Source organism: Avibacterium volantium (assembly GCF_049366555.1).
GTDB classification, from domain to species: Bacteria; Pseudomonadota; Gammaproteobacteria; order Enterobacterales; family Pasteurellaceae; genus Avibacterium; species Avibacterium volantium_A.
In genome coordinates, this window is record NZ_JBMMGT010000041.1 from 1 (window position 1) to 12434 (window position 12434).

12 protein-coding genes are annotated in these 12434 nt (G+C 39.9%); 2 read left to right on the forward strand and 10 right to left on the reverse strand.

Going from position 1 to position 12434, the window contains the following annotated elements:
* The 9 genes from ACLS0A_RS10515 to ACLS0A_RS10555 form a co-directional block, all read right to left on the reverse strand.
* The coding region (locus tag ACLS0A_RS10515; protein WP_423111576.1) for a DNA adenine methylase at positions 1-736 on the reverse strand (736 nt) is incomplete at its 3' end.
* Between the two features lie 268 nt (positions 737-1004).
* Positions 1005-2651 (reverse strand): glucose-6-phosphate isomerase, encoded by a 1647-nt coding sequence (gene pgi, locus ACLS0A_RS10520; RefSeq protein WP_416082668.1) that lies wholly within the window; start codon positions 2649-2651, stop codon positions 1005-1007.
* Between the two features lie 31 nt (positions 2652-2682).
* Positions 2683-3768, reverse strand: coding sequence for an alanine racemase (alr, locus tag ACLS0A_RS10525; RefSeq protein WP_416082669.1), 1086 nt, complete (start codon positions 3766-3768; stop codon positions 2683-2685).
* Between the two features lie 5 nt (positions 3769-3773).
* Positions 3774-5177 (reverse strand): replicative DNA helicase, encoded by a 1404-nt coding sequence (locus ACLS0A_RS10530; RefSeq protein ID WP_126372827.1) that lies wholly within the window; start codon positions 5175-5177, stop codon positions 3774-3776.
* 190 nt (positions 5178-5367) lie between these two features.
* On the reverse strand, positions 5368-6360 hold the full coding sequence (locus tag ACLS0A_RS10535; protein ID WP_416082670.1) for a DUF2891 domain-containing protein: 993 nt from the start codon (positions 6358-6360) through the stop codon (positions 5368-5370).
* 9 nt (positions 6361-6369) lie between these two features.
* The gene (locus ACLS0A_RS10540) at positions 6370-7350 is read right to left on the reverse strand and encodes a DUF979 domain-containing protein (RefSeq protein WP_416082671.1); all 981 of its coding nucleotides are present in this window, start codon (positions 7348-7350) and stop codon (positions 6370-6372) included.
* The gene (locus tag ACLS0A_RS10545) at positions 7347-8075 is read right to left on the reverse strand and encodes a DUF969 domain-containing protein (RefSeq protein ID WP_416082672.1); all 729 of its coding nucleotides are present in this window, start codon (positions 8073-8075) and stop codon (positions 7347-7349) included. The genes ACLS0A_RS10540 and ACLS0A_RS10545 overlap by 4 nt, the downstream gene beginning before the upstream one ends.
* Positions 8076-8259: 184 nt before the next feature.
* Complete coding sequence (locus tag ACLS0A_RS10550; RefSeq protein WP_416082673.1) at positions 8260-8721, reverse strand: glycine zipper 2TM domain-containing protein; 462 nt, start codon at positions 8719-8721, stop codon at positions 8260-8262.
* A gap of 42 nt (positions 8722-8763) precedes the next feature.
* Complete coding sequence (locus ACLS0A_RS10555; RefSeq protein WP_416082674.1) at positions 8764-9339, reverse strand: VOC family protein; 576 nt, start codon at positions 9337-9339, stop codon at positions 8764-8766.
* An 88-nt stretch (positions 9340-9427) separates the two neighbouring features.
* On the opposite strand from ACLS0A_RS10555, the gene argS reads away from it, so the two are divergent.
* Both argS and ACLS0A_RS10565 read left to right on the forward strand, forming a co-directional pair.
* A complete protein-coding gene (argS, locus tag ACLS0A_RS10560; RefSeq protein ID WP_416082675.1) occupies positions 9428-11161 on the forward strand; it encodes an arginine--tRNA ligase in 1734 nt (577 codons plus the stop codon).
* Positions 11162-11205: 44 nt separating this feature from the next.
* A complete protein-coding gene (locus tag ACLS0A_RS10565; RefSeq protein WP_416082676.1) occupies positions 11206-11457 on the forward strand; it encodes an antitoxin in 252 nt (83 codons plus the stop codon).
* Positions 11458-11600: 143 nt separating this feature from the next.
* Here ACLS0A_RS10565 and ACLS0A_RS10570 read toward each other — a convergent pair whose 3' ends face one another.
* Positions 11601-12314, reverse strand: a complete 714-nt coding sequence (locus ACLS0A_RS10570) for a DarT1-associated NADAR antitoxin family protein (protein ID WP_416082677.1) — start codon at positions 12312-12314, stop codon at positions 11601-11603.
* Positions 12315-12434 lie beyond the last annotated feature (120 nt).

A 12434-nucleotide genomic window follows, 5' to 3' on the forward strand; every position in this document is an offset into this window, starting at 1 on the left:
TATAATTAGATTTACCTTTGTGTTCTAAAACATTGGATAAGGAAAATTTAATATTTCTTTCATTTAAGTTATCTAGAATATTTAATAATTCAATATCTTCCTTTTCCCCCCAACCTTTGAATCCTCGCCTTCCATCATTATAAGTCCCTGTAGTAACTAAATATGGGGGATCACAATAAACAAGGTCATCATAACTTAAAATTTCATAATTAAAACTCTCAAAAGAAAGATTATATATTTCCACCTCTTTTTTATGTAATGAATCAATAAAACTAATCAAATTTCCTCTCATTTTCTCATTGTAACTACTTCGGTTTTTACCGAATGGAGTGTTAAATTCATGAGAATTATTGAATCGTATTTGATGATTAAATGAATAAGCAGTCAATACAAATAAATCTAATGGTCTTTTTTTATTATTATATTCTTTTCTTAATCTCAAATAGCCTTCTTGGTTTTCTTTTGATAAATCAAATTCTAAAATTCTTTTCTCTATATATTCCAATATGTATTCTTTACTATTTAATTTAAAGTATCTATATAACTCTATTAGATAAGTTAAATTATCATTTATTATTAACTTTTTTGAAGGTACATTTATGCCGACATTAACTCCTCCAGCAAAAAGATCTACAAATGTATCGATTCCTTTGGGAAATAATGGTGTTATTTGTTTAAGAAGTTTAAATTTTCCTCCCATGTAATTCATTGGAGATTTTATATATTCTGCTTTCATTATTAAAATTAAATTGTACTTTTATGTTACATCACTTAAATAATTATATAGCTACAGTTACACACATACTGTTACCCTTTTGATATAAGGTAATCAATCTAAAAGTGATAAGTTATTGAGGTATGGATTATATAACGATTAGGAACAAAGAAAAGCCTTTTCTTTGATAAAAAGGCTTTCTATCTCAATATTTATTTTCGGCTTTGTGCGGCTGCTACATAATACCGCAATTTTTCACCGCACTTTTGTTTTGCAATCTAACGATGAATTAACACCACGCTTTGTATTGGTTGATTAAACCGTTGGTTGAGCTGTCGTGGCTGGTGATTTCGTTGTTGTTTTCAAGCTCTGGTAAAATGCGGTTGGCGAGCTGTTTACCAAGCTCTACGCCCCATTGGTCAAAGCTGAAAATGTTGAAAATCACACCTTGGGTGAAGATTTTGTGTTCGTACATTGCAATGAGTGCGCCCAAGCTAAATGGGGTGATTTTTTGCAATAGAATTGAGTTGGTTGGTTTGTTACCTGTGAACACTTTAAATGGCACGATGTCTTTCACCTCATCAAGGGATTTGCCCGCTTTGACAAATTCTGCTTGCACTTCTTCTTTGCTTTTACCGAAAGCAAGTGCTTCAGTTTGTGCGAAGAAGTTAGACAATAATTTCAGGTGATGATCTGAAAGTGGGTTGTGGGTTTGCGCTGGAGCAATGAAATCACAAGGAATTAAAATTTTACCTTGGTGAATTAATTGATAGAACGCGTGTTGTCCGTTTGTCCCTGGTTCACCCCAGATAATTGGGCCTGTTTGGTAATCCACCACTTTGCCATCACGTCCCACATATTTTCCGTTTGATTCCATATTGCCTTGTTGGAAATAGGCGGCGAAACGGTGTAAATATTGGTCATAAGGCAAGATAGCTTCTGTTTGTGCGCCAAGGAAATTGGTGTTCCATAATCCCACTAAGGCAAGAGTTGCTGGGATATTTTCAGCCAGTGGTGTATTGCGGAAATGTTTATCCATTTCGTGCGCGCCTGATAACAAGGCTTCAAAGTTTTCAAAGCCGATAGAAAGGGCGATAGATAAACCGATAGCTGACCATAAGGAATAGCGTCCGCCAACCCAATCCCAGAATTCAAACATATTTGCGGTATCAATGCCAAATTTTTCCACTTCTTTTGCGTTCGTTGAAAGTGCGGCGAAATGTTTTGCAATATGCGCTTCATCTTTCGCACTAGCTAAGAACCAATCACGGGCAGAATTTGCGTTGGTCATTGTTTCTTGCGTGGTGAAAGTTTTTGATGCCACTAACACTAGGGTGGTTTCTGGGTTCACTTTTTTCAAAGTTTCAGCAATATGCGTGCCGTCCACGTTAGACACAAAGTGCATAGTGAGATGATTTTTGTAAGGGCGTAGGGCTTCCGTTACCATATAAGGCCCTAAATCTGAACCGCCGATACCGATATTAATCACATCAGTAATAGCTTTGCCGGTGTAGCCTTTCCATTCGCCTGAAATCACACGGTCGCAGAAAGATTTCATTTTGGCAAGCACGGCATTCACTTCTGGCATCACATCTTTGCCGTCCACTAATACAGGGGTATTTGAGCGATTACGCAATGCGGTATGTAACACGGCACGGTTTTCTGTGCGGTTAATTTTTTCCCCTTTGAACATTGCTTCTGTTGCTTCTTGCAAGCCACACTCTTCGGCTAATTGACGTAATAGCCCTAGGGTTTCTTGGGTGAGATTATTTTTTGAGTAATCCACCAAAATCTCGTTATCAAAGGTTAAGGAATAATCTTTAAAACGATTGGGTTCTTGTGCAAATAATTGCTGGATCGTAGTTTCACCTAGGTTGCTTTTGTGTTGCTCCAAGGCTCTCCACGCGTTAGTGGTGGTTGGGTTGATGTTTTTCATTTGGGTTTCCTTTTATCAAGTTTAATTAAAATTAATCAACATATTCCGTCAAAACTCGTGGGGTGAGTTTTGTTATTAATTCATAACTTAAAATGCCACTTATTGCTGCGATTTCTTCAATAGGTAATTCCTTACCCCATAGGATCACTTCATCGCCCACTTGATCTTGGCTATCTTGTCCAAGATCAACGGTGAGCATATCCATTGATACTCTGCCCACAATTGGTACAAGGCGGCCATTCAGATAAACCGGCGTTCCCATTGGCATATCTCTTGGATAGCCATCGCCATAGCCAATGGCGACCACGCCAATTTTGGTGTCTTGTTCGCTCACCCATTTTCCGCCATAGCCCACAGGTTCGCCTTTTTTATGATCGCGCACCGCAATCAGTGATGAAGTTAGCGTCATTACAGGAATTAGTCCGTATTCTCGGCTTGGCACATTGTTCGGCGAAATGCCGTATAAAATAATGCCGGGGCGAATCCAATCTAAATGCGCTTCGTGCCAAAATAAAATGCCACCTGATGCCGCAATGCTACGCTCTCCTGCTCTGTTTTCGGTAGCTTGAAGAAAGGCGTTAAGTTGTTTTTGCGTGTAATCAGACTCTAATTCATCAGCACGGCTAAAATGACTGACGAAACCAAAGTGCGGTTCAATATTTGGACATTTTTCAAGAGCTTGGCAAAATACTTCCACTTCATCTAAGGCAACACCAAGGCGATGCATTCCTGTGTCAATTTTAAGCCAGACTTTAATTGGGTTAGGTAAGTCAGCTTGCTGTAAAGCTTCTAATTGCTCTTTGTTATGCACGATAGTTTGGATATTATTCACCGCGATAATCGGCAAATCTTTGGCACGGAAAAAGCCTTCTAATAATAAAATGGGCTTGGTAATGCCGTTGGAACGCAAGGTCAGCGCTTCTTCTAAACGCGCCACACCAAAGCAATCAACCAATTCTTCCAACACGGACGCCACAAACGCCACGCCGTGTCCGTAGGCATTGGCTTTTACTACCGCGATCACTTTGCTATTTGGCGCTTTTTGTTTGATCACCTCGATGTTATGTTTTAATGCGTGCGAACTAACTTTTGCTGTTGCAGGTTTTACATCAATCATAATGCCTACTCGTGAATATACTCTGGCTGATCTTTAAGGTTGTCAAAACGGGAAAATTGTCCGTTAAATTTCAACCGCACTTTACCAATTGGGCCATTACGTTGCTTACCAATAATAATTTCCGCAATGCCTTTTTCTTCCGAATTATCGTTATACACTTCATCACGATAAATAAACATAATCAAATCCGCATCTTGCTCAATGGAGCCTGATTCACGCAAATCTGAGTTTACCGGGCGTTTATCTGCGCGATTTTCCAAGGTACGGTTAAGCTGAGAAAGGGCAATCACTGGCACTTCTAGCTCTTTGGCTAAGGCTTTTAAGGAACGCGAAATTTCTGCAATTTCTAAGGTACGGTTATCAGAAAAGGCTGGCGCACGCATTAACTGCAAATAATCCACCATAATCAGGCTCAAGCCACCGTGTTCGCGGTACACTCGTCTTGCACGAGAACGCAATTCGGTTGGCGTTAAGCCTGAAGAATCATCAATATACAAATTTGGCTTTTGTTTAAACACCCCTAAAGTGCTGGCAATTTTCGCCCAATCCCCTTCATCTAAACCTTGCCCTGTGCGGATTTTCGTTTGATCCACGCGAGAAAGAGAGGCTAAGGAACGCATCATAATTTGCTCTGATGGCATCTCTAAACTGAACACTAACACAGGTTTATCGCTGGCTAATGCGGCATTTTCACACAAGTTCATCGCAAAGGTGGTTTTCCCCATAGAAGGGCGTGCGGCGACAATAATTAAATCCGAAGGCTGCAAGCCCGCTGTTTTACGGTCTAAATCAATAAATCCTGTGGTTACCCCTGTTACCCCGTTATGGGTTTCGCTCGCGCTTAGCAATTCAATTTTATCAATGGTTTTATCTAAAATATCAATGATATTTTGTGGCCCTTCGGTCGCCGTGGTACGCTTTTCCGCAATGCTAAACACTTCGCGTTCGGCATCATCAAGAATTTCTTTAACATCTCGCCCTTTGGTTTGATAGCTCATTTCAGCAATTTTGTTACTGGACGCAATCAGCTCACGCAAAATCGCTTTTTCTCGCACAATATCAGCATAAGTCAGCACGTTCGCTGCACTTGGCGTATTTTTTGAAAGCTCGGCTAAATAGGCAAAACCGCCCACTTCTTCGCTCACGCCAGCGGCTTTTAAGGTTTCATCTAAGGTTAAAAGATCCACAGGTTTATTGTTGCGGATCAAATTCATTATATGTTGAAAAATTAAACGATGCTCAAAGGTATAAAAATCTTCGGCAATAATGCGTTCAGATACGGCGTCCCAGTGGGCATCTGTCAGCAACATACTGCCGATGACCGCTTGTTCTGCTTCAATGGAATGAGGAGGAATGTTAATCTGCTCAACTTTTTTATCTTTCGAGCTTGAGGGGTATTGTTTCGCCATAAATCCGTTTTTGATTACGATAAAAATTTATGCCTATCATATACCAAATTGCGGGGAGAATTAAGAAAAAGAAAAGGGGATTTTATTTCTGATCAAAAGAAAACCGCAACGTTGGCTGTTCGCTCAAAGTGCGGTTATTTTTTCTCAAGTTTTTATCGTTTGCTTTTTTAAACGAAAGCAACGTGATGGATTATTCCAACGCCAACAAAGCAAAGGTTGCAAGCCAGTGCGCACCGCTGTAATGGCTGCCGACAACGTGATCTAAGCTTGCTTGAAGATGCTGTTGAATGGCATTTTTAAGTGCGGTTTGTAAGGCGTGATCCGCAGGTAGCGCTTTTGCGATATGTTTGAAGCACCACGAACGGCTCAAATTTAAGCCATCTAAATGGGCAATTTTTGGATCAGCTCGATCGCTCACTTCTGCCGGACTTAGCAAGGTGTTGAGCTGTTGTTCAGGCAAGAACTCCGCAAACCAAGCTGGAAAATCCGATAACACTTTACTCATTAATAAGGCTTCCGTTAATGCCCCTGAAAGATAATCGTCCCCAGCGGGTTCATAATTGGCAGGGTAATTTTTATCTTGCCGATAATAACGTTCAGTTGCCTGTAAAATGGCATTTTCCAATTCTTGATCCTGCATTGCTCTTGCATAATCCAGTGCCAAAACCAGTGCAAAGGCAGTGTTAAAATGCGTTCCAACACGAATTGGATAGCTTAATTTACCTAGATAATCGAGTAATTTTTGGCGAATATCCAAGGTGAGCGGTTGCAATAATTCATACCACTGTTCTGCCCGCGGTAAGTCGGATTGTTTAAGCTCTTGGGCAAGCGCTAAGATCCACGCATAACCATAAGGACGCTCAAAAGACGCGCGGAATGGTGCGTGAAAATAAGCCAACTCGTGCGCTACATTTTCCGCTGTGAAATGTTCGGCGAATAATTTTTCGATCTCCGCTTTGCTGTCTAAATTAGGATAAATTTTTACACAGCGTAATAAAAGCCAATAACCGTGTACCGCAGAATGCCAGTCAAAACAACCGTAAAAAATCGGGTGTAACTGGCGCGGTGATTGCACATCGGCGTCAGAATTAAGCAGGTGCATTATATGATTTGGATATTCTTGACGTAAAAATTGCAAGGGCATATTGGCAAATTCAGCCGCCTGTTGTTGAGTGAGTTTCATACTTGCTCCCTAAAAAATAATGAAATACATCAGAATAATATTGGCAATCAAAATGGATACCGCAGAAGGAATCTGCACTTTGATCACTTGATATTTATCTTTTAATTCTAACAATGCGGCAGGCACGATATTAAAGTTTGCTGCCATTGGGGTCATTAATGTACCGCAATAACCCGCATACATACCAATCGCAAACAGCGGTGCTGGATCTGCATTGTGCATCGTCACTAAAAACGGCAGGGCAATCCCCGCACTTAGCACTGGGAAAGCAGCAAAGGCGTTACCCATAATCATTGTGAAGAGCGCCATTCCTAAGCAATAAGTGGCAACGAGTAAGAAACGATTATTTGGATCGATAAACAAGCTCACCACTTTTTGCACCGATTCCCCCGTGTTTGCCGCCACGAATACGCCGCCTAGCATTGCTAACATTTGCGGTAAAATTGCTGCCCAGCCAATGGTGTCTACCAAACGTCTGGATTGGCTGACCGCTTGCAATGGCGAACCGCCTGTGAGTTTCCAGCCGACTAATAACGCAGTGATACAAGCTAAGCATAATGCAGCGAGGGTGAGATATTTTTGATCAAGCAAGAATACGCCACCGATGGACACGCCTTTCAGGAAGATCGTTCCGATCACTGTAACCACAGGAATCAACACTGCGGGCAAGAATAACCAGTTTTTCAATTTATTTGATGAAGCTTCGCGTTGCGCATCAGTTGCCATTGGGTATTCGCCTTTGCCCACTAAGCCAAGTCCAGCCAATAGTGCAATAACAATCACAACGGCGCCAACAATGCGGTAAGTGAGGGCTTTTCCTAAGGTTGCGATCATTAAATCGCTAAATAAGAAAATACAACCAAATAAGAACCAGAAAAGTGCGGTGGTAAATCGTTTAGCATTTGCTTTATCGCGCAATGTCATTACCACAAGCATCATCACAATAATGCCAATTAAATAATAAACGGAATTAATGCTGATTAAGGTCATTTGCTCGCCTCCTCTGTTACTTTACCTGCTTGCGCTTGCCACGCCAACACATCACGATGAATGCTGGCATCAAGTCGTACGAGGCGGAACATATGAATCACTAATGCAGCAATCGCCGTTGGAATTGCCCATAATCCAATGTGTAATGGTTCTACATTGGTGATACCGTTTTCTTTCAAGAAAGCATCAATCAGCAATACCGCACCAAAGGCGATAAAAATATCTTCTCCAAAGAATACGGCAATATTGTCGCAGGCGGCGGAATGGGCTTTGATTTTATCGCGAATATGTTGTGGTAAATCACCATATTTATTGACCGCTGCCCCTTCTGTCATCGGTGCAAGCAAAGGACGAACGGTTTGCGCATGTCCCCCTAAAGACATCAAACCTAATGCTGCGGTGGCTTCACGCATAACAAAATAAAGCATTAAAATACGTGCTGAAGTAACACTTGCCATTTTCGCCACCCAAGCCTGAGCGCGTTCTTTCAAGCCGTAATATTCTAATAATCCAATAACCGGCAAAATCAGGATAAATGTGGCAAGAGAACGGCTGTTAATGAATTTTTCACCGAAGGTTTCTAGCAACAAACCAAAATCCATTCCCACCATTAAACCTGTGGCTAAACCTGCCGCAACCACCACAAGTAGGGGATTAAAACGTAAGGCAAACCCAATTACAACAATGGGAATACCCACCAAAGGAAGTAGCGTTGCGCTATCCATAAATCAGACCTCCATAGCATAGTATAAAAAGAAACGAATGCGGTTAATAATCAACCATCTTGAAAGAAGATATGGAAGTGTTAATGAATTGTAAACAGAGTTTGACGAGATTAGAGAGCTAGATCACATTTTTAGTGCATAAAAAATGCGGTGAAAAATCACCGCACTTTGTTAAAAGAAAAAATTACATCACCGATACATTAAGTTTTGAATCGCCTACGATTTGAACTTTTGCACCCGGAACAAATTTTTCGTTGTATTTTTGTACAACAACAATTTGCTTACCATCATTTTTTCGGATCACTAATTCTTGTGCATTCACTTGGCTTGCGTTTTCTTCCACTTTGCTACCAATTACCGCACCCGCGATTGCGCCCACAGCCGTTGCAATAGCTTGACCTGTGCCGCCGCCGATGCCAGAACCAGCGATACCACCAAGCACACCACCACCAACTGTACCGATCACGCCTTCATTTTCCGCTTGAATTTTCACTGCTCTTACAGAAACGATTGTGCCATAGCTGATTGAACGCGCTTCTTTTGCTTGTCCGCCAGAATACACATCTCCACTGTAAATATCCTGATTTGCGCAACCTGCTAAGCCCAAGCTCATTAAAATCGCTAATGCTAAACTCATTTTTTTCATAAGAAATACACCTTTATTTAACTAATTATCTTTATTCCCTTATCAAGACGCCACAATCGTCTTAATATGATAAGGATGCACCTTAATGCACGCGCCGTTATCACCACTCACCGCAATTGAAGGATTTGGGAGAGTTTCCCCCTCTACCTTAGGTTCACTCACTTTGACGCGCACATCTGTCATTTTGTTCCATAAAAAATGTGAATTTATCCGTTCAATCCACGCATTTGCTGTTTCCTTAGGCAAAAAAGGCATAACCGCTTCAATATGTTCCCAACCTTCTTGTGGATATTGTTTATTTTTCGGGAACGGTAATTCCACGATTTGCACTTGCTGATTGGCAAACATTAATGGCGTATCTAATTGAATAAGATAGATTTTTCGCCCATTGACTAAATTATCGCTTAAAATTTTACCGCACTTTAATAACTCACTGAGCCAGCATTGTGCAGATTGCTCGCTGTTCACTCGCACAGCAAGATGATCAATCACATAATCTTGCAACGGCAACGCCATTTTTTCTGCTAGCTGTAAAATATGCTGCTCAAATTTGGCAAACTCATCGTAGGAAAAGAAAGGGTTGTCAAAAAATGAAAAATTTTGCACCGCACTTGTCATTTTTTCTTGCTTTATCTTTGTCTTAATTCAGAAAGAAGGTATCATAGCGGATTATTTTATTTTCACAATTAAAAATTAAGGATAAACCGTGAATATTCAATCCATTTTATCTGACAAAATTAAGCACGCGATGATCCAAGCAGGCGCTGATGAGCAATGCGAAGCCCTAGTGCGCCAATCTAACAAACCACAATTTGGTGATTATCAAGCTAACGGCATTATGGCGGCGGCGAAAAAATTAGGTTTAAATCCCCGTGAATTTGCGCAAAAAGTGCTAGAACATCTTGACCTTAGCCCGATTGCCGACAAAATTGAAATTGCAGGCCCTGGCTTTATTAATATTTTTCTTTCACCAACTTGGCTTGCGGATAACGTGCAAACCGCATTAAAAGACGATCACCTTGGCATTCACACGGACAAAAAAGAAACCATCGTGGCGGATTATTCTTCACCTAATGTAGCAAAAGAAATGCACGTTGGGCATTTGCGTTCCACCATTATTGGTGATGCCGTAGTGCGCACCCTTGAGTTTTTAGGGCATAACGTGATCCGTGCGAACCACGTTGGTGACTGGGGAACGCAATTCGGTATGCTCATCGCCTATTTAGAAAAAATGGAAAATGAACACGCCAGTGAAATGGAATTAAGCGATTTAGAAGCCTTTTACCGTGCTGCGAAAGAGCATTACGACAACGATGAAGCCTTTGCTGAAAAAGCCCGCGGTTATGTAGTGAAATTGCAAAGTGGCGATGAATATTGCCGCGCAATGTGGAAAAAATTGGTTGATATTACAATGCAACAAAATCAACGCAATTATGATCGCTTAAACGTTACCTTAATAGAAAAAGATGTGATGGGCGAAAGCCTGTATAACCCGATGCTCCCTGCCATTGTGGAAGATTTAAAGGCGCAAGGATTGGCCGTGGAAGATGATGGTGCATTAGTGGTTTATCTTGATGAGTTTAAAAACAAAGATGGCGATCCAATGGGCGTGATCGTGCAAAAAAAAGATGGTGGATTTTTATACACCACCACAGACATCGCTGCCGCCAAATATCGTTATGAAACCTTAAAAGCCGATCGCGTATTAGTGTTCTCGGATACTCGTCAAAGCCAGCATATGCAACAAGCGTGGTTGATTACTAGCAAAGCAGGTTATGTGCCAGAGAGCTTCCAATTAGAGCATAAAAACTTTGGAATGATGCTTGGTAAAGATGGTAAACCGTTCAAAACACGCAGCGGTGGCACAGTAAAATTAGCCGATCTTCTTGATGAAGCCATCGAACGCGCGGATAAATTAATTAGCGAAAAAAGCACCGCACTTTCTCCAGAAGAAAAAGCCGCCGTGGTCGAAGCGGTGGGAATTGGTTCAGTGAAATATGCGGATTTATCCAAAAATCGCACCACGGATTATGTGTTCGATTGGGATAATATGCTTAGCTTTGAAGGCAACACCGCGCCTTATATGCAATATGCTTACACGCGTATTCGTTCCATTTTCAACAAAGCCGGTATCAGCCCTGCACAGCTTGCAGATGCGCCAATCAAAGTGGTCGATGAAAAAGAGCGTGCTTTAGCCATTAAATTGCTCCAGTTTGAAGAAGCAATCCAACAAGTGGCAAAAGAAGGCTCACCACATATTCTGTGCGCCTATCTTTATGAATTGGCTGGCGTGTTCTCCAGTTTCTACGAACATTGCCCAATTCTTAACAATGAAGATGAAAGCATTAAACTCAGCCGTTTGAAATTGGCATTGCTGACAGAGAAAACCTTAAAACAAGGGTTGGATCTGTTGGGGATTAAGACTGTTGAGAAGATGTGATTTATTGTAACACCAAAGGCTAACTTTTCAGTTAGCCTTATTTTTTGACTAATCAAAATAACTATCGAAATGCCAATCTTCTTTGTAGGGGATTAATTGGTTCTCAATTTAAAAGTGGAAATAGCCAAGCAGTACAAATTCCTTCAAGCTTTCGTTTAGATCTGGATACAATAGAGGTTCTACAAGGTAAAAATGGTGATGCTATTTTACGCCCTTTTAAACCTAAAGCGGATTTAAACTTTCTTGAATTATTTTTAGATTTTGATGAAAATCTTATTAACACATTAGAAAATTAAGAGAAATAATTTCTACAAATTAAATTATAAAATATGAGAGCTTCTTTTTTAATTTAGACTGATTTTCTAACTCACATTTAAAATGGAAAACTCTCACTTTTATAATGAACTATAAACTTACATAAAATCTTTAATAGTAAAAATTAAAAAAGTGTAAGGTTCTTATTTTCTTCCGAAATAGAATTTCCTGCTCTGTATAATTTAAACTCTGTTGAAAAACCTATAGGATCTTGAATAAAATCTTTCACGCTTTCATTTTCATAAAGAGAAACGCATAAAGCTAACGTTCTCGCTTGGCAACTAAAGGACTTACCGGGATTAAATTCAATATCTGTAAAAGCATCAAATTTTTGATCAAATAATGAATCCCTTAACTCTACATTTCTATCAGAAAATAAAACATTAAGATATAGCCAATCATAAAATAAGCTTTTAGGTTCAAGAGGGTAATCTTTTCCATTAAAAGTAAAATTAATGAGATTTCCACTCTCTTTTAATCTTTGATCTTTTTTAGCTTCCCTTGGTGTAACTGTCAACAAATCTCTGTATGGCCCTCCATTTTCAAATACCTTGCTACTTTGGAAGAGATTTTCAACAGGATATCCCTTGATATTTCTGAGAAAAAATGCACTTAATTGAATACCAATTTCTTGTTCAGATTTACTTGAAGCCTCTAATATTTTTTTATAGCCATATTTTTTCGCCTCATTATGTAGGCTATGTATAGAACGTCTTCTAACTTCTGAGCTCATCCCCATATGCCAATCAAATTCAATATTTTTTTCTATTACGCCAATATTTTCTCTATCTGGAATGAATATGGGACGCTTTGATTTTCCGATACTTTTTTTATTCATATTAAAAACCTCTATAAAATTAAAAATGACAAGATAATAATAATTATAATTATACTAATACAAAGGTTATCACCACTAGAAGATGATGATACGTCTACTTTTTTATATTTATGCAATTCA